Origin of the sequence: Brachybacterium sp. NPDC056505, from assembly GCF_042794925.1 — a bacterium.
GTDB lineage: Bacteria > Actinomycetota > Actinomycetes > Actinomycetales > Dermabacteraceae > Brachybacterium > Brachybacterium kimchii.
The window spans coordinates 156,088-173,106 of the sequence record NZ_JBHTSV010000001.1 but is presented as its reverse complement, the minus strand read 5'-3'; the positions used below and the strand labels follow the sequence as shown (position 1 = coordinate 173,106).

General features: G+C 70.9%; 15 protein-coding genes. 7 read left to right on the top strand and 8 right to left on the bottom strand.

Features of this window, described 5'->3' with window-relative positions:
- Nucleotides 1-23 precede the first annotated feature (23 nt).
- Genes ACFQ53_RS00820 through ACFQ53_RS00800 form a run of 5 tightly spaced genes read right to left on the bottom strand, consistent with a single transcriptional unit; the run spans nucleotide 24 to nucleotide 5,121 of the window.
- Nucleotides 24-1,142: a LacI family DNA-binding transcriptional regulator gene (locus ACFQ53_RS00820; protein ID WP_377853943.1), complete on the bottom strand. Its 1,119-nt coding sequence runs from the start codon at nucleotides 1,140-1,142 to the stop codon at nucleotides 24-26.
- On the bottom strand, nucleotides 1,142-1,825 hold the full coding sequence (locus tag ACFQ53_RS00815; protein WP_377853940.1) for a DUF624 domain-containing protein: 684 nt from the start codon (nucleotides 1,823-1,825) through the stop codon (nucleotides 1,142-1,144). Before ACFQ53_RS00815 ends, ACFQ53_RS00820 begins: the two co-directional genes overlap by 1 nt.
- Nucleotides 1,826-1,829: 4 nt before the next feature.
- Entirely contained in the window at nucleotides 1,830-2,753 is a 924-nt protein-coding gene (locus ACFQ53_RS00810; RefSeq protein WP_377853937.1) for a carbohydrate ABC transporter permease, read from the bottom strand.
- Between the two features lie 11 nt (nucleotides 2,754-2,764).
- A complete protein-coding gene (locus tag ACFQ53_RS00805; RefSeq protein WP_377853934.1) occupies nucleotides 2,765-3,775 on the bottom strand; it encodes a carbohydrate ABC transporter permease in 1,011 nt (336 codons plus the stop codon).
- Entirely contained in the window at nucleotides 3,775-5,121 is a 1,347-nt protein-coding gene (locus tag ACFQ53_RS00800; RefSeq protein WP_377853931.1) for an ABC transporter substrate-binding protein, read from the bottom strand. The genes ACFQ53_RS00805 and ACFQ53_RS00800 overlap by 1 nt, the downstream gene beginning before the upstream one ends.
- A 225-nt stretch (nucleotides 5,122-5,346) precedes the next feature.
- Between ACFQ53_RS00800 and ACFQ53_RS00795 the strand changes: the two genes are divergently transcribed.
- Together ACFQ53_RS00795 and ACFQ53_RS00790 are read left to right on the top strand one after the other, a co-directional pair.
- On the top strand, nucleotides 5,347-6,951 hold the full coding sequence (locus ACFQ53_RS00795; protein WP_377853928.1) for an alpha-N-arabinofuranosidase: 1,605 nt from the start codon (nucleotides 5,347-5,349) through the stop codon (nucleotides 6,949-6,951).
- A gap of 31 nt (nucleotides 6,952-6,982) precedes the next feature.
- Entirely contained in the window at nucleotides 6,983-8,254 is a 1,272-nt protein-coding gene (locus tag ACFQ53_RS00790; protein WP_377853925.1) for a sialidase family protein, read from the top strand.
- Between the two features lie 188 nt (nucleotides 8,255-8,442).
- Here the strand turns inward: ACFQ53_RS00790 and ACFQ53_RS00785 are convergent, their stop codons facing one another.
- Together ACFQ53_RS00785 and ACFQ53_RS00780 are read right to left on the bottom strand one after the other, a co-directional pair.
- Entirely contained in the window at nucleotides 8,443-9,075 is a 633-nt protein-coding gene (locus tag ACFQ53_RS00785) for a maleylpyruvate isomerase family mycothiol-dependent enzyme (protein ID WP_377853922.1), read from the bottom strand.
- Nucleotides 9,076-9,112: 37 nt separating this feature from the next.
- Entirely contained in the window at nucleotides 9,113-10,069 is a 957-nt protein-coding gene (locus tag ACFQ53_RS00780) for a sugar-binding transcriptional regulator (protein ID WP_377853919.1), read from the bottom strand.
- Between the two features lie 177 nt (nucleotides 10,070-10,246).
- On the opposite strand from ACFQ53_RS00780, the gene ACFQ53_RS00775 reads away from it, so the two are divergent.
- From ACFQ53_RS00775 to ACFQ53_RS00755, 5 genes are all read left to right on the top strand, one after another.
- On the top strand, nucleotides 10,247-11,638 hold the full coding sequence (locus ACFQ53_RS00775) for an MFS transporter (RefSeq protein ID WP_377853916.1): 1,392 nt from the start codon (nucleotides 10,247-10,249) through the stop codon (nucleotides 11,636-11,638).
- Complete coding sequence (locus ACFQ53_RS00770; protein WP_377853913.1) at nucleotides 11,635-13,011, top strand: four-carbon acid sugar kinase family protein; 1,377 nt, start codon at nucleotides 11,635-11,637, stop codon at nucleotides 13,009-13,011. The genes ACFQ53_RS00775 and ACFQ53_RS00770 overlap by 4 nt, the downstream gene beginning before the upstream one ends.
- The gene (gene pdxA / locus ACFQ53_RS00765) at nucleotides 13,008-14,057 is read left to right on the top strand and encodes a 4-hydroxythreonine-4-phosphate dehydrogenase PdxA (protein WP_377853910.1); all 1,050 of its coding nucleotides are present in this window, start codon (nucleotides 13,008-13,010) and stop codon (nucleotides 14,055-14,057) included. Before ACFQ53_RS00770 ends, pdxA begins: the two co-directional genes overlap by 4 nt.
- A gap of 149 nt (nucleotides 14,058-14,206) precedes the next feature.
- Nucleotides 14,207-14,677 (top strand): ribose-5-phosphate isomerase, encoded by a 471-nt coding sequence (locus ACFQ53_RS00760; protein ID WP_377853907.1) that lies wholly within the window; start codon nucleotides 14,207-14,209, stop codon nucleotides 14,675-14,677.
- Between the two features lie 487 nt (nucleotides 14,678-15,164).
- Nucleotides 15,165-16,214, top strand: coding sequence for a C-terminal binding protein (locus tag ACFQ53_RS00755; RefSeq protein ID WP_377853905.1), 1,050 nt, complete (start codon nucleotides 15,165-15,167; stop codon nucleotides 16,212-16,214).
- Here ACFQ53_RS00755 and ACFQ53_RS00750 read toward each other — a convergent pair.
- Nucleotides 16,189-16,977: an SDR family NAD(P)-dependent oxidoreductase gene (locus tag ACFQ53_RS00750; protein ID WP_377853903.1), complete on the bottom strand. Its 789-nt coding sequence runs from the start codon at nucleotides 16,975-16,977 to the stop codon at nucleotides 16,189-16,191. The two genes, ACFQ53_RS00755 and ACFQ53_RS00750, sit on opposite strands and share 26 nt — an antisense overlap.
- Nucleotides 16,978-17,019: the final 42 nt, after the last annotated feature.

The following is a 17,019-nucleotide window of genomic DNA, read 5'->3' as shown; positions in this document are numbered from 1 at the left end:
CCCCACCGGTCCGGTCCTTCGCGTCACCCCGCGCTCCCCCGCACCACCAGACGGTAGGGCGCCTCGATCACGCGCGCGGGACCGTCGTACCCGCCGATCCTCTCGATGAGCAGATCCAGGACGGTCGCGGCGAGCGCCTGCTTGTCGGGGTCGATCGTGGTCAGCGGCGGAGTCGTGAAGGCTGCCTCGCGGATGTTGTCGTAGCCGATCACGGCGACCTGGCCGGGCACGCCGATCCCGGCCGTGCGCAGCCCCAGCAGCACGCCGCGGGCGAGGTCGTCGTTGCCGCACACGATCCCGTCCACCTCCGGGTGCGCCTCCATGAGCTCTCGCACCGCGCTGAGCCCGCCCTCCTGGCTCCAGGTGGGGACCGTGGGGACGACGGGCTCCGGCGCACCCGCCTCGGTGAGCGCGCGGCGCACGCCTCCCAGGCGCAGGCGGCTCGTGGAGTGGGCCTGGCGCGACTCCGTGGTGGGCAGCATCCCGAGGTAGGCGATGCGGCGGCGGCCCAGGCCGAGCAGATGAGCCGTGGCGTCGTGCGCCGCGCGCTCGTTGTCGGTGCGCACGTAGTCGCTGCCGGCGGGCAGCGCGGCCTCGGCCAGGTGCTCGCCGATGAAGACCGTCGGCTGGATGGTCCCCCCGAGCCCCGCGATGACGTCCTCGCCGATCAGCAGCGGGTTGAACACGACGCCGTCGCCGAGGACCCGGGTGAATCCCGAGAGCACGCTCGCCTCCTCGTCGCGGCCGGCGGCGGTGCTGTGCAGCATGATGCTGCGGCGGCGCCTCTGGGCCTCGTCGGCGAACGCCTGGGCGAGCTCGGAGAAGTAGGTGCCCGCGAGCGAGGGGATCGCCAGCGTGATGAGCCCGCTGGTGCCGGTGCGCATCTGCTGCGCGCCGACCTGCGGGCGGTAGTTCAGGTCGCGGATCGCCTGCTGCACGCGCTCACGGGTCGCTGACCCCACGTTGGGCCGCTCGTTGACCACGTTGGAGACGGTCTTGATCGACACCCCGAGCCGCTCGGCGATCTCCCGCATCGTCACGTTCCGCGGACGCGGAGATCCGGCCGGCGGAGTCTGGGCGGAGGGGTCGTGATCGAGGGCCGACGAGGGCTCGGCCGACGGCACGGCCCGCTCGTCGACCATCACACCGTCGCGGCGTCGAGCCGCGACTGCCAGGAGCGCACGAGGACGAGGGTGGTCACGGCGACCAGGATCCCACCTCCCAGCAGCAGGCCGACGGGCTGGATGATCCCCGAGACGATCCCGACCGCGACCAGGGTGATCGCCCAGGAGACGGTCGCCATCGGCAGCAGCACGATCCCGGCCAGAGCCCCGCGCCACAGCATCGGCGCAGGCGCGTCGGGCCGCAGCACGTGCAGGGCGATCGCGTGGAAGAGCGCGAGCACGCTGATCGCCGCGAGGACGCCCGCGGCCACGAAGCCCGCCGGGAAGAACCACGCCGGCAGCGCCCCGGCGATCCCGAGGGCGAGGTTCGCCCCTGCGGCGAGGCCGATCACGAGGAACGGACCGGCCGCGCCGTTCGCGGGCCCGAGCTCCGCACGGAAACGGCCCAGCACCGCACGGGCCGCACCGCCGAACCCGCTCTTGCCCTCGAGAGGGTCGGCTCCCGGGACCTCCCCGCGGAGCGCGGCCGCGAGGGTCGCGGTGGCCGGGGCGATCCCGCCGATCACGCCGCCGCACAGCACCAGCACCACCCAGGCCACGTGGAGGGCGAGCAGCCGCGGCAGCCAGGCGAGCGCGGCCATGACGCCCTGCACGGCGCCCGATCCCTCGGCCCCGACCCGGTCCTCCCGCACCTGCGTCATCGCCTCACCCCTTGTTCCCGGTCAGCGCGATCGACTCGATGATCTGGCGCTGGAAGATGAGGAACACGGCGAGCACGGGCACGAGCGCGATGATCGAGGCGGCCATGATCAGCGGATAGTCGGTCTCCACCGCGTAGGTCGCGTTGAAGTTCGCGATCACCAGCTGCAGGGTGTGCACGTTCTCGGAGTTCAGGTAGATGATCGGGCCCAGGTAGTCGTTCCAGGTGCCCATGAACCACAGGATGACCTGCGCGGCGATCGCGGGGCGGATCAGCGGCAGCACGATCCTCCAGAAGATCTGGGGATGGTTCGCACCGTCGATCACGGCGGCCTCGATGAGGGAGTCGGGCACGCTCATCAGGTACTGGCGCAGGAAGAACACCATCATCAGGTTCCCGAACAGTCCGGGGACGATGAGCGGGAGCAGGGTGTCGACCCAGCCGATCTTCGAGAACAGCATGAAGGTGGGGATCATGAGCGCGGGGAACGGGATCATGATCCCGCCCAGCAGCGCGAGGAACAGGGCGTTCTTGCCGGGGATCCGCATCTTCGAGAACGCGTAGGCGGCGAAGCACGAGGTCACCGTGCCCACCGTGATCACGGTGAGGGAGATGATCGCGGAGTTCGCGATGCCGCGCAGCAGCGGACCCGCCTCCCACACCCGCAGGTAGTTCGCCCACTGCGCGGGATGCGGGATCCACTGCGGCGGCAGCGCGAACACGTTCTCCTGGGTCTTCAGGGAGGTCGAGAGCATCCATGCCAGCGGCAGCAGCATGGTGAACGCGCCCAGGCACAGGACCACGAACACGATGACGTCGGCCGGGGACTGGAAGCGGCGCTCGCTCTTCTTCCGCCGACGGCGGGCGGCATCGGGCGCGACCCCGGAGGTCTGCAGCGGGGCGGTCGGGACGGCACTGGTGGCAGCCATGTCGGGCCTCCTCATTCCACCGTGAAGACGTTGCGGGAGTTCAGGTAGAACTGGAAGGCCGTGACCAGGAAGATCAGCGCTCCCAGCACGAGCGACATCGCTGTCGCGTACCCCAGCTTGAGGTTCTGGAAGCCCTGCTGCCAGATGTACCAGACGATGGTCGCGGAGCCGAACTCGGGGCCTCCGGTGGGGGTCATGATGTTGATCTCCGCGAACATCTGGGCGCCGCCGATGATGCCGGTGACCACCAGGAAGAACGTGACGGGACTGAGCATCGGCAGGGTGACGTGGCGGAAGCGCCGCCAGGCGCCCGCGCCGTCGAGCATCGCCGCCTCGAGCAGGTTCCGCGGCACCGACTGCAGGGCCGCGAGGTAGAGCAGGGTCGAGAACCCGAGCCCCTTCCAGACGCCCATGAGGATCAGCGCGGGCTTGACCCAGGTCTTCTCCGCGAGCCAGTTGGGGCCGTCGATGCCGACCATGCGCAGCAGCTCGTTGACCAGGCCGAAGTCGCCGTTCAGCGCCCATTGCCAGAGGATCGAGATGGCCGCGACGGAGGACACCCCGGGCAGGTAGTAGATGACGCGGAACGCCGCGCGGCCGGGCATGCGCCGGTTCAGGGCGATCGCCAGGGCCAGCGAGATCGCGAGGCCGATCGGGATCCCGATCATGAGGAACAGCGTGTTCCACAGCGACTGCCAGAACTGCGCGTCGCCGGCCATGGTCCGGAAGTTCGTCAGCCCCGAGAACACCGGGGACGACAGCCCGTTCCAATGGGTGAAGGCCGCGTAGCAGGAGAACAGGAGCGGGGCGAGGGCGAACAGCGCGAAGCCGAGCACCGGGGGTGCGATGAAGATCCGGCCCCAGATCCGCTCGGGGCGGGTGAGGCGGCCGCGGCCGGGCGGCCGGGACGCGCCGGAGGTCCGGGCCCCGGCCGAGGCGCGCGCGGAGCGTCGGCCGGGCCGGACGAGAGCGGCGGGCGGCGGGGTGTTCGCGGCGGGGCCGACGGGCGTGGTGGCGCTCATCAGGAGTTCGCCTCCTGGTCGATGCGGAGCTGGTCGTAGCCCTGGTCCAGGAATCCCTGCATCACGGGCTGCGTGGTCTTCAGGTACTCCCCGACGTCCTGCCGGCCCTCGAGCACCGGTTGGATGTTCGTGAAGAAGGTGTCGAGCCACTCGGGGGTGTAGGTGCGGGTGTTGGGCACGAAGTGCCCGTAGTCCTCGACGATGTCGATGTACTCCTGCTTGTTCCGCGGCTCGATCGACGTGTCCTTCACCCACTCCTTGGCGCGGGTGCGGGTGTTGGGGATCGTCTGCCCCTGGCCGACGATGATCTCCTGCGCCTCGGGGTCGCAGGAGAGGAACATGGCCAGCTCGGCGGCGCGGTCCGGGCGCCGGCTGTTCGCGGAGACGCCGATCCCGAGCGAGCCCACGTTGGTCGCCGAGACGCCCGAGCGACCCGTCGGGTAGGGGCACAGGTCGAAGTCGAAGTCGAGCGTGCGGTAGAGCGTCAGGTCCCACGGGGCCACGGGGAAGAACCCGATCTGGCCGCGCAGCCAGCGCTGATAGCCGTCGAGCCCCTCGGACTCGTTGATCGAGGGCGTGACCTTGTGCTTCTCGCGCAGGTCGACGACGTACTGGAGGGCCTCGGCGAACTCGGGGGTGTCGACGGTGACGGTGCGGGCGTCCTCGTCGACCCAGTCGGCGCCGTTGGACCATACGTAGGAGTGCAGCTCGGCGGTGATGTTCACCGAGTTGCCCCAGCTGTCGGTCTTCCCGTCGCCGTCGCGGTCGCCGGTCAGGGCCTTGCAGCGGTCCAGGAACTCGTCCCAGCTCAGCGGCTCGTCGGGGTCGGGCGGTTCGACGCCCATCTCCTCGAAGAGCGTCTTGTTGTACCCGAAGGAGAAGGGGCCGACGTCCTTGGGCATCGCGTACAGCGGGCCCTTGCCGATGCTCTCCCCGTCGAAGCGGTAGAGGTCCAGGCCCGCCTGCCAGATGTCGTCGACGGGCAGATCGGTGGCGTCGACGTACTGCGACAGGTCCGCGAGGACCCCGTTGGTCACGTACGCCATGGTGCGCGTGGGCTCGAGGTAGAAGAGGTCCGGTGTGGAGTTGCCCAGGATCGCGGTCTGCAGCTTCGTCGCGTACTGGTCGACGCTCGTGGAGATGAGGTTGACCTGGATGCCGGTGCGGCGGATGAACACGTCCACGGCGCGGGCGAAGACGTCGCGCTCCTCCGTGGAGCCGCGGAACATGAAGGTCAGGACGTCGGGGTCGGAGGAGTGGAGGTTCCCGCAGCCGCTCGCCGCGCTCGCCGTGGTCGCAGCGGCGGCGGCCCCGAGGGCTCCGGTGAGGAATCGTCGTCGTCTCATGGGATCCGTTCTGCCTCGTCCCGTCCGTGTCGCGTCTGCGTCGTCGCAGCCCGGTCTCCCCGTCGAGACCCCGCGGATTCGTTGTGAGGTGTGGCACAAGGTACATCGTTGAACTAGAGTCGGCAAGCATCGGCCCGCGGACACGTCCGACCGCCCCGGGGAACGGTCCCCGGCGGCCCGCTGTGCATCTGCTGCCCTCGATCCCGTGGGCCGGAGGAGTCGGTCATGACCCTGCACGCCGCCGTCCACCTTCACCCCCGTCTCGCCGTCGGCCCCGTGCGCCGCCGCACCTTCGGCAGCTTCGTCGAGCACATGGCGCGCTGCGTCTACACGGGGATCTACGAGCCCGATCACCCCAGCGCCGACGCCGACGGCCTGCGCACCGACGTCCTCGAGCTCGTGCGCGAGCTCGGCGTCTCGAGCGTGCGCTACCCCGGCGGGAACTTCGTCTCCGGCTACCGCTGGGAGGACGGCGTGGGACCGCGCGAGCACCGCCCGGTGCGCCGCGACCTCGCCTGGCACTCCACCGAGACCAACGCCTTCGGCCTCGACGAGTTCATGACCTGGGCGGACGCTGCGGACGTCGAGCCGATGTACGCGGTGAACCTCGGGACCCGCGGCACCCAGGAGGCGCTGGACGTCCTCGAGTACGCGAACGGATCCGTCGGCACCGACCTCGCCGACCATCGCGCGCTGAACGGCCACGCGGAGCCCTACGGCATCCGCATGTGGTGCCTGGGCAACGAGATGGACGGGCCCTGGCAGCTCGGCCACGTGCCCGCCCGCGACTACGCGGTGCTCGCCGCCGAGACGGCCCGCGCCATGCGCCGTGCGGATCCCGACCTGGAGCTCGTGGCCTGCGGCTCCTCCCATGCGGGGATGCCGACGTTCGGGGCCTGGGAGCAGGCGGTGCTCGAGGCCGGCTACGACGCGATCGACATGCTCTCCGCCCACGTCTACTACCGCGAGTCGCGCGGCGACCAGGCCTCCTACCTGGCTTCGGCCGACGACATGGACGCCTACATCGACGCCGTCGTCGCGACCAGCGACCACGTGCGCGCGCTGCAGGGCGCGGACAAGCGCATCATGATCAGCTTCGACGAGTGGAACGTCGTCGCCTCCCGCGGGAACTCGGGCACCGAGCCCAGCGGGGAGGACTGGCCCGTCGCGCCGCGCTTCGCCGAGTCCGCGTACAGCGCACAGGACGCCGTGGTGGTCGGATCGCTGCTGATCAGCCTGCTGCGGCACACCGACCGCGTGGCCTCCGCCTCGCAGGCGCAGCTGGTCAACGTGCTCGCGCCGATCCGCACCGAGGTCGGCGGAGCGGCCTGGCGCCAGAGCATCTTCCACCCCTTCGCGCTGACCTCCCGGCACGCGCGCGGCCAGGTGCTCGTGACCGGCGTCGACTCCCCCGCCGTCGAGAACCGCCGCTTCGGCGAGAGCGCGGCGCTCTACTCGGTCGCCACGTGGGACGAGGTGACCGGGCAGCTCGCCGTCTTCGCGGTGAACCGCTCGGGGGCCGACGCGCTCGAGCTGGACATGGACCTCGCGGCGTTCGGGGACGCAGGCGTCGGCGGGCGTGCAGGGGACGGCGGGCGTGCAAGGGGCGGCGAGCACGCAGGGTTCGAGCTCGTCGAGGCCGTGCTGCTGCACGAAGACGATCCGCACCGCACGAACTCGGCCCGGCGCCCCGAACGGGTCGTGCCCCATCCCCTGCAGGACGTGGATCTCGAGAATGCAGGCGACGACGGCGCCCTCGCGACCACCCGCCTCTCCGCGACCCTGCCCCCGATCAGCTGGACCATGATCCGGCTGCAGAGAACCCAGTGATCCCGCATCCCCAGAAGAGGACGTGACGCAGATGCAACGACGCACCCTGACCACCGCACTCACCGCCGCCCTGACCGGCTACGCTGTCGCCGGCATCGCCGGCCCCGCATCGGCCGCCGGGCCCCCCGGAGGGCCGGGCGGCTCCGGGGCCGGTGCCGGCGGAGGGAACGGACCGACGGGCGGTGCGGGCTCGGGCTCCGGCGCGGGTTCCGGCGCCGGGGCGGCCGACCAGGCACCCCGTCTGCTGCAGGACGGCATCGGCCTGTACCCGCGAGCGATCCGCCTCGCGCACCAGGGCGAGGCGGACGACCGTCTGCTCGCCTCCGTCGTCACCTTCGAGGGGGCCGACGGCGCGGAGGGCTCTGGCGCGATCTTCGAGTCGACCGACGGCGGCGCCACGTTCGCCCAGGTCGGAAAGGTCTTCGACGAGGCGACGCAGGGCGGGGAGGGCATCTGCTGCGCCACGCTCTACGAACTCCCGCGCGCGATCGGTGACCTGCCGGAGGGCACCCTGCTCTGGAGCGCCTCGGTCGGCGCCGACGCGCCCGAGCGCCGGATGACGATCCGCGTCTGGGCGAGCACGGACCTCGGCCGCAGCTGGGAGCGACTGGCCATCACCCACGCCGCCGCCAACACCGGCGGCCTCTGGGAGCCCGAGTTTGCGACCACGGATGACGGCATGCTGGTGCTGCTCTACTGCGATGAGACCGACGCCGAGCGCCACTCGCAGAAGATCGTCCTGCAGACCTCCACGGACGCTCTGAACTGGACCGACCCGGTGCCCGTGATCGAGCTCGAGGACCCGACGTCCCGGCCGGGCATGCCCAACGTGCGCCGCCTCCCGGACGGCCGCTGGGCGATGACCTACGAGGTGTGCGGGCCCAGCCCCACCGATGCCTGCCGTCTCTTCGTGCGCACGGCCGACGATCCCCGCGACTGGGGTCCGGTCACCGCGAGGGACGCCGCCATCGTCGCCGACGACGGCACCGAGCCCCGCCACACGCCGACCCTCACCCTGGATGCGGACGGCTCGGTGATCCTGGGCTCGCAGATGCACTACACCGTCGACGGCGCGATCTCCCCGAAGAACGGCCAGGTGCTGCTGCGCGCGCGCAACAGCGCTCTGACCGGGGACATCTCCTGGTCGACCGAGCCCGCGCCCGTACCGGTGGAGGACTCCGACGACTCCCCGTGCCCGAACTACTCCCCCACGTTCGTGCGCACCTCCACCGGGCGGCTCCTCGAGATCACCACCGCGCCCGGCGCCGACGGCTGCCGGGCCTGGTACGGCTCGAGGGAGTGAGTCGGGGCCCGGCTTCGGCGCCGGTCCGGCCGTCGGTCCGCGGCCTCCTTCCCGAGTCATCTGCCGCGCGTTGGTCAGTGGGCGGCAAGCGGCGTTCCGGCACAGCCCTATCTCCGTACCGGAACGCCACTCACGGCCCACGCCCGTGGGGCGTGCCGCTCGGGCCTGAACGGGTCGCTCGGGTCGAGTCAGGCGAGTGCTCCGAGCCGCTCGCGTAGGAGGACTGCGCCCTCACCCTCGAGGCAGTCCGCGGCCTGTGCCCGACCGGCCATCGTCAGCACGAGGTCGAGCGCGGTACCGCAGACGGCGGGGCCATCGCCCAGGCGCAGGTCGAGATCTGTCGAACAGAGCTGCAGTCCCTTCACCAGCGTCGCGCTGTTCACGGCGAAATCCTTGCGCGCGAAGAACTCCGCGACCGTACGCAACGCTTCGGGTGAAGGATCGAGTGGCAGGCCGAGCGGACGCGCGATGTCCTGGCCGTGGACCACCACCTCGCCGAGCGCCGCCTCGAGCGCGCCGAAAGGGGCGTTCGTCGTTGAGATGGTCGCCTGGAACGATCGGATGGCGGCGGCGGGTCCGTTCTCGAGATGCCGACGCAGCAGGCGGTCGTTGTGGCGATCCGTGTCGAATCTCGAGCGGATCATGGTCAGCAGCCAGATCGGTGTAGGCGTCGACGCGGCCGCAGCGAGATGGGCGACGATCTCGTGGACGGACCACGACGGGCAGAGCGTGCTGTGCTCCCAGTCGTCGGTGTCGAGCTCCGTGAGCAGCTCAACGAGGCGGGAGCGTTCGGCGCGAAGCAGCTGCGGCAGGTCCGACATGCCGCGATCATAGGTCCGCGGCCCTATTCCCCCGCCCCTACTCCCCCGCCACCAGCTCCCGCGCGGTCGTCGAGTCCACGACCAGGTGCGTGACGAGCCCGGCCGTCAGGGCCGCGCGCAGGGCCTCGGTCTTGCCGGCCTCGGCGGCGACGAAGAGGCGCACGGGGATGCGGCGGACCTCGTCGAAGGGCATGCCTGTGGAGCGGTCGTTGACGGCGATGCCGTCGGTCGAGCCGTCGGCCCGGAAGAAGATCGAGGCGAGGTTCCCGACGGTCCTCTCGCGCGCGAGCTCCTCGACGTCCCCTGCGGCGAGGAAGCCTGATTCGTAGAGCCGGCTCGGGTGGTCGGTGTCGGGAACGCCCACGGAGGTCAGCAGGATCTGGGCGCCCGCGCGCATGGCGAGCGTGCGACGGATGCTGCCCTCCTGCCACATCAGGCGGCGGGTCTGGGCGGAGTCGAAGATCGCGGGCACGGGGAACAGGTGGACGTCGGCCCCGAAGGCGCCGCCGAAGCGGTCCAGGATCACTGTTCCGTAGTTCTTGCCGAGGCTCGCGACGTTGCCCGAGCCGTGCATCTGGACCACGTGCAGCCCGCGCACGCGGCGGTGGGTGAGCTGCGAGGAGACGGCCTCGATGGTGGAGCCCCAGGTGACGGCCAGGGTGGAGTCGGGCTGGACGAGGCCCAGCAGCAGTCCGGCGGCCTCGCGCCCCACGGCGAGGCGGCGGGCGGCGTCGCTCGCGTCGGCCGGGACGTCGGCGATGACGGCCTGGATGCCGAAGCGGTCCTCGAGCTCCTGGCGGCGGATCGCGGGCGAATCGGGGTCGCGGTGGATGAGGAACTCGACGACGCCCTCGGCGCGGGCCTGCGCGAGCATCCTCGAGACGGTCGACCGCGAGACGCCGAGCTCCCGGCCCACGGCCTCGACCTTCAGATCGCGGCCCCAGTACAGCTCGGCGGCGTCGGCCAGTCGATCGCGCTGGGACGGACTGAGCATGGCTGGCTCCTCGGGACGGCACCGATGACGTGGGCGCTGGGAAAAGTCCCGCGAGTCGCGCCTCTGACCCCAGAGTGACACATTTTCCCGATTCCGTCCCTCTCATTGCTCAGATCCACCCTCTCGATGCGACGATTGCTCACGCTTCACCCGCCCGGACCCACGAAGGAGTGAGCGATGTCCGCACCGCGCAGCCGCCTCGGCAAACCCACCCAGTACCGCTGGCTCGTCCTCGGCGCGATCTTCCTGACCTACGTGGTCGCGATGGCGGACCGCTCGAACGTCGGCACCGTGCTGCCGTACATGCAGCAGGAGTTCCACGTCTCGAACACCGCGCTGGGCGCGATCTCGAGCTTCTTCTTCCTGGGCTACGCGATCTCCCAGATCCCCGCCGGCATCCTCATCGGCCGCATGGGCACCCGCACGATCGTCTCGATCGCGGTGCTGCTGTTCTCGGTGATCACCTTCCTCATGGGCTTCACGACCACCGCGGTCATGCTCATCGTGCTGCGCCTGCTGCTGGGCGTGCTCGAGGGGCCGACGCCCGTGGGCATGACCTCGACGATCAACCGCTGGTTCCCGACCAAGGAGAAGGGCCTGGCGACCGGCGTCTACATCGCCTCCACGCAGGTCGCGCCGCTGGTCGTCCCCGTGATCGCGGTGTTCATCGCGGAGGCCGCCGGCTGGCGTGCCGTCTTCCACTGGTTCGCGATCCCCGGCGCGATCATGGCGATCGTCTTCTTCCTCGTGGTCCGCTCCCGCCCGAGCGACGCGAAGCTCGTGAACCAGGCCGAGGCCGACTACATCAGCGACGTCGCCGGCGCCGTCCCGGTCGTGGCCCGCGAGTTCGGCGACATGGGGATCATCGACCGCATCATCCGCCTCAAGGACTCCGCTCCCCTGGGCGACGCCCGCTCCGTGCTGAAGTCCTGGAACGTCTGGGGCATCACGCTCGCCTACTTCTTCATGAACAACGTCCTCTACGGCATGATCACGTGGGTGCCCACCTACCTGCGCGATGCGCGCGGCTTCGACGCCGTGGGCATGGGCTTCGTCGCCTCGACCCCGTTCATCGGCGGCATCATCGGCGCGATCGCGGGCGGCGCCGTCTCCGACCGCCTGTTCCGCGGCCGCCGCAAGCCCACCGCCCTCATCACGGCGCTCATGACCGCGATCATGATGGCGCTCGTCATCGTCATCCCGCAGAACACGCCGCTGCTGGTCACGGCCCTGATCCTCACCGGGTTCTTCCTCAACATCGGCTGGTCCTCGTTCACCTCGTACGCGATGAACCTGACCACCGGGCGCACCTACCCGTTCACGATCGCCGTCATCAACTCCGGCGGCAACCTCGGCGGCTTCTTCGCCCCGATCATCGTGGGTGCGCTCCTCGACGCGACCGGCAGCTACTCGATCGCCTTCAGCTACTTCGTGGGCGTGCTCGTGGTCGGCTTCGTGCTGCTGCTGAGCATCACCGAGATCCGCCCCCGCAAGGAGCAGGGCGCGATCACCGCGACCGACGGACCCTCGTCCCTCGCCTCCGACGACCCCCACGAGGTGATCGCGTGAGCCGTCTCGGGATCGTCGCAGACGACCTCACGGGCGGGACCACCGTGGGCGCGCTGATCGCCCGCGAGGGGTCCCGCCCCACGGTGCTGTTCCGCCACCACGGGATCGCCGAGGCCGTGACCGGCGACGAGGACACGATCATCGTCTCCACGGACTCCCGCGCGATGGAGCCCGAGGTCGCCTTCGGCCGGGTCCGGCATGCGGCCGAGCAGCTCCTCGCCCTCGGCGCCGAGCAGCTGTCCAAGCGCATCGACACGACCCTGCGCGGCGGCGTAGGCCCCGAGGTCGAGGGCATGATGTCGGCCCTCGAGGACGCGGGCGAGGACCCGACCGCGATCATCGTCCCGGCGATGCCGCAGTCCCGCCGGATCGTCGTCGGCGGCTACTCGCTCATCGACTCCGTGCCGCTCGCCGAGACCGACGTCGCGCGCGACGTCCGCACCCCGGTCACCGAGTCCCATCTGCCCACGCTGCTGTCCCGCCAGTTCTCCCGCGAGGTCGCGCACGTGGGCCTCGCCGACGTCCTCGCCGGGCAGGCCGCCCTGCGGGCGCGGTTCGCGCGCCTGCACGAGAGCGGCGTGCGCGCGATCGTGCTGGATGCGGCCACGATCGAGCACGTCGACGAGATCGCCCGCGCGGTCGTCGCCGTCGGCGGCTGCGTGGTGGCCGTCGACCCCGGGCCCTTCAGCGTGCGCCTGGCCGCCCACCGCGGCCTGCTCGCCGGCGCCGAGAGCATCGAGCGTCCGCTGCGCACCGCCCCGTCGGCCGAGGCGGAGCACGGCACCATCGCGGTGGTCGCCGGCAGCGCGTCGGCCCGCACGCACGAGCAGATGACCAGACTCGCGGCCGAGCCCGGCACACAGGTGCTCACGGCTGACGTGCTGCGCCTGATCGGCGACGAGACCTCCTTCGAGGTCGAGGCGGCGCGCGTGCGCGGGACGCTGCGAGGCCTGTTGGACGGGCCCGAGCCGGTGCGCGTGGCCCTGCTGGCCCTGGACACCGTGATCAGCGGCGGCCGCACCGCGAAGGCCGACCTCGAGGCCGCCAGCGGACTCACCGGACATCGCATCTCCACCCTGCTCACGCACCGATTCGGGCGGCTGGCCCGCCTGGTGCTCGACGAGATCGGGCGCGAGCACCTCGCCGGCGCCTATCTCACGGGCGGCGACGTCATGGTCGCCACCTGCCAGGCCCTCGAGGCCGACGGCCTCGCCATGGTCGACTACGTGATCCCCCAGGTCGATCAGGCCGGGATCGTGGGCGGCCCGTACGCACATCTTCCGGTGGTCTGCAAGGGCGGACTCACCGGCACCGAGGTCACCGCCCTCCAGTCGGTGAACCGCCTGTTCGACGAAAGGACCCTCTCCTCATGACTGCCCCCGACACCACCGCGCCCCGCAAGCCCACGATGGCGATCACGCTCGGCGACCCCGCCGGCATCGGCCCCGAGATCGTCCTGAAGACCATGCAGTCCCCCGAGATCTTTGAGATCTGCGATCCGTTCGTCATCGGCCACCGCGACAGCCTCGAGCTGGCCGCGAAGATCCAGGGCGTCGACGCGCAGTTCCACATGATCTCCGACCCCTCGGAGGCCCGCTTCGAGCTGGGCACGATCGACCTGCTGCAGACCGACGTCGAGAACGACGCCGAGATCGAGTTCGGGAAGGTCCAGGGGGCCGCCGCCCTGCGCGCCTACTCCTACCTGGAGAAGTCCATCGAGCTGGGCCTGGCCGGGAGGATCGACGCGGTCTCCACCGCCCCGATCAACAAGGCCGCCCTGCAGGAGGCCGAGGTCCCGCACATCGGCCACACCGAGATCTACCAGGCGCTCACGGGCTCGAAGTACGCGCTGACCATGTTCAACTGCCACAAGCTGCGCGTGTTCTTCCTGACCCGCCACGTCTCCCTGCGCCAGGCCTGCGACCAGATCACGCGCGAGCGCGTGCTGCAGTACCTCCAGGACATCGACGGCGAGCTGCGCGCCCTGGGCATGGAGAACCCCTCCATCGGAGTGGCCGCGCTGAACCCCCATGTGGGCGAGGGCGGCATGTTCGGCACCGAGGAGATCGAGCACATCGGCCCCGGCGTCGAGGACGCGAAGGCCCAGGGCATCAACGCCGTGGGTCCGCAGTCGGCCGATGCGATCTTCGCCTTCAACCTCGACGGCCACCACGACGCGATCCTGTCGATGTACCACGACCAGGGCCACATCGCCTGCAAGACCTACGACTTCCAGAACGCCGTGACCATCACCCTGGGCCTGCCCTTCATGCGCAGCTCCGTGGACCACGGCACCGCCTTCGACATCGCCGGCAAGGGCATCGCCCAGGGCGAGTCGATGATCGAGGCCACCCGCGTCGCCGCCGTCTACGCCCAGATGCAGCTCGACCACCGCCAGAAGCAGGGCGCCGCCGCCTGAGCGGGCCGGGGCGGGGTCGGGGCCGGGGTCCGACCACCCGTGTCACCAGCACGCACCACCAGCGCACATCGCGCACCACACACCAGCACTACGCACCACGCACCACGCACCACGCACCACGCACCACGCACCACCACGAGGAGCAGAACATGGCACTGAGGATCGTCGTCGGCGGGGACAACGCCGGATACGGGTACAAGGAGGAGCTCAAGGCTCTTCTCGAGGCCGACGAGCGGGTCGCGTCCGTGACCGACGTCGGCGTCACCGGCCGTGAGGACGGCACCTACTACCCGAACGTCGCGGTCGACGCGGCGGAGAAGGTCGCGGCCGGCGAGGCCGACCGTGCGCTGCTGGTCTGCGGCACCGGCCTCGGCGTCGCGATCGCGGCGAACAAGGTCAAGGGCATCCGCGCGGTGACCGCGCACGACCTCTACTCGGTGCAGCGCTCGATCCTGTCGAACAATGCGCAGGTGCTGTGCATGGGCGAGCGCGTGATCGGCCTGGAGTCCGCGAAGGCCCTGGTGGACGTGTGGCTGGATCTCGAGTTCGACCCGAACTCGTCGTCTGCCGCGAAGGTCGACGCGATCTGCGCCTACGACGGGTCCCTCGAGGAGAACTGACCTCGGGGCGCGGCCCTCGGCCGCCACTCCCGCCGATCGGCCTCGCCGGCCGCACCCGCGGAGCCGAACCACGATCGGATCGGCCGGCCTGCGGCTCCACCCGACGACCCAAGATCCGACGGCCCCTCCGATCCAGCGATCGGAGGGGCCGTCGTCGTACCTGTCCGTCTCTCTCCCCCCTCCCCCTCCCCGGGAGCCCGGGACGAGAAAGACCTGGGGCCCGGATCGGCGTCGAGGGGGATGGGTGGCAGGGGGCTACGAATTGCGGTGGAAAATCGACGCTTCCGACGCCGGCCCCTTACCGACCATTTCCCACCGCAACTCGTAACGCTCCCGCACCTTCCCCTGTGCGCATACCGCAGGCCGCACCCCCGTATGCCCCGCCCCGTGCCAGTGCGCGAACGTGCGATTCGCGCGGATCGCGCCCGCCCATAGTCTCGGAGCAGCCCGCCGCGCACCCATGAAAGCCCGCTCGAGGAGGAGCATCGTGCCCGCACCTGCATCCGCATCCACGTCCGCGTCCGCGCACCGCATCACCATCGTCGACTGCGACCACGAGGCCTTCGCCGAGGAGCAGCAGGCGGCCGACGCCGCCGGCATCGAACTCGTGAAGGCCCAGGCCACCACCGAGGACGAGGTCATCGCCGCCGCTCAGGGTGCCGACGCGATCCTCGTGCAGTACGCCCCCATCACCGCTCGGGTGCTCGACGCGCTGCCCGACCTGAAGGCCGTCGGACGCTACGGCGTGGGTGTGGACACCGTGGACCTCGAGGCGGCGACCGCCCGCGGCGTGCCCGTGTGCAACGTCCCCGACTACTCGATCGAGGACGTCTCCGACCATGCGATCGCGCTGGCCATGACCCTGGTGCGCGGCACCGCGCAGCTCGACCGGCAGGTGCGCGCGGGCCGCTACGGGCTCGAGACGATCAAGCCCCTGCACCGCGTGTGCGAGCAGACCTTCGGCGTGGTGGGCCTGGGCCGCATCGGCCGGGCGACCGCGACCAAGGCGCGGGCCCTCGGCTTCACCGTCGTCGGCTCGGATCCGATGCTCGAGGTCGGAAGCACCTCGGACGACGGCACGCCCGTTCTCGCCTTCGAGGACCTCCTCGAGCGCAGCGACGTCCTCTCCCTGCACGTCCCGCTGACCGACGCGACCCACCACCTGATCGGTGCCGACGCCCTCGCGCGCATGAAGCACGGCGCGATGCTCGTGAACACCTGCCGCGGCGGCGTCGTGGACACCGGGGCGCTGCTCGCAGCCCTGCCCGCGGGCCGGCCGCGCTCCGCGGCGCTCGACGTGTTCGAGACCGAGCCGATCCCCGCCGGTTCCCCGCTGCTGGAGGAGGAGAACCTGGTGCTCACACCGCACGCCTCCTGGTACAGCGAGGAGTCGGAGGCGGAGCTCAAGTCCCGCATCGCCGCGGCCATGGTCGCGGCCGTCCGCGGCGAGCGCCCGCCCCACGTGGTGAACCCGGACGCCCTCGCGGCTGACGACGCGTCTCACGCGAAGCTCACGCGATGTGGGAGCCCCCGTTGATGTCGAGGGTGACGCCGGTGAGGTAGCCGCCATCGCGTCCCAGCAGGTAGGCGATGCCGCCGGCCACGTCCTCGACGGTGCCCACGCGCCCCACGGGCAGCTCCTGGAGCAGGAAGGTCTTGCGCTCGTCGCTCAGGCGGCCGCCCATGATGTCGGTGTCGATCGAGCCGGGCGCCACGCAGTTCGCGGTGATCCCGTACTCGCCGAGCTCGCGCGCCCAGGTGCGGGCCATGCCCAGCAGCGCCGCCTTCGACCCGGAGTAGGCGGCGCGTCCGTAGACCCCTCCGCCGCGCTCGGCCGAGGCGCTCGAGACGTTCACGATCCGCCCCAGGCTGTGGCGGCGGAACACCTTCACCGCCTCGCGGGTCACGAAGTATGTGCCGTGCACGTTGACGTCGAACACCCGCTTCCACTCCTCGGTGCCGACATCCGTGAACGGGGTCGGCGAAGAGATGCCGGCGTTGTTGACGACCCCGACGAGCTGCGGGAGCTCCGCGTCGATGCGGGCGACGGCGTCGATCACGGCCTGCTCGTCGGAGATGTCGACGCCGAGACCGAGCGCGGGCATGCCGGTCTCCTCGGAGATCCTGGCGGCGACGGCCTCGCTCGCGGCGCCGTCGAGGTCGAGCACGGCGACGGCCCAGCCGTCGCGCGCGAGCCGGTGCGCCGTCGCACGGCCGATGCCGCGCTCGGAGGCGGCGCCGGTGACGATCACCGTCGGACGCTCGGGGAGGTCGGAGGCCGGGTAGGCGGGAACGGGCATGATGTCCTCTCGTCGTGAGTGTGGTCGTGTGCTGCGGGTCGG

Excerpts from the sequence above, each read along its gene's own strand:
- ACFQ53_RS00820 (WP_377853943.1), bottom strand. The coding sequence starts at position 1,142 with ATGGTCGACGAGCGGGCCGTGCCGTCGGCCGAGCCCTCGTCGGCCCTC.
- ACFQ53_RS00775 (WP_377853916.1), top strand. The coding sequence starts at position 10,247 with ATGTCCGCACCGCGCAGCCGCCTCGGCAAACCCACCCAGTACCGCTGG.
- ACFQ53_RS00760 (WP_377853907.1), top strand. The coding sequence starts at position 14,207 with ATGGCACTGAGGATCGTCGTCGGCGGGGACAACGCCGGATACGGGTAC.
- ACFQ53_RS00795 (WP_377853928.1), top strand. The coding sequence starts at position 5,347 with ATGACCCTGCACGCCGCCGTCCACCTTCACCCCCGTCTCGCCGTCGGC.
- ACFQ53_RS00800 (WP_377853931.1), bottom strand. The coding sequence starts at position 5,121 with ATGAGACGACGACGATTCCTCACCGGAGCCCTCGGGGCCGCCGCCGCT.
- ACFQ53_RS00780 (WP_377853919.1), bottom strand. The coding sequence starts at position 10,069 with ATGCTCAGTCCGTCCCAGCGCGATCGACTGGCCGACGCCGCCGAGCTG.
- ACFQ53_RS00790 (WP_377853925.1), top strand. The coding sequence starts at position 6,983 with ATGCAACGACGCACCCTGACCACCGCACTCACCGCCGCCCTGACCGGC.
- ACFQ53_RS00805 (WP_377853934.1), bottom strand. The coding sequence starts at position 3,775 with ATGAGCGCCACCACGCCCGTCGGCCCCGCCGCGAACACCCCGCCGCCC.
- ACFQ53_RS00785 (WP_377853922.1), bottom strand. The coding sequence starts at position 9,075 with ATGTCGGACCTGCCGCAGCTGCTTCGCGCCGAACGCTCCCGCCTCGTT.
- ACFQ53_RS00815 (WP_377853940.1), bottom strand. The coding sequence starts at position 1,825 with ATGACGCAGGTGCGGGAGGACCGGGTCGGGGCCGAGGGATCGGGCGCC.
- ACFQ53_RS00810 (WP_377853937.1), bottom strand. The coding sequence starts at position 2,753 with ATGGCTGCCACCAGTGCCGTCCCGACCGCCCCGCTGCAGACCTCCGGG.
- pdxA (WP_377853910.1), top strand. The coding sequence starts at position 13,008 with ATGACTGCCCCCGACACCACCGCGCCCCGCAAGCCCACGATGGCGATC.
- ACFQ53_RS00750 (WP_377853903.1), bottom strand. The coding sequence starts at position 16,977 with ATGCCCGTTCCCGCCTACCCGGCCTCCGACCTCCCCGAGCGTCCGACG.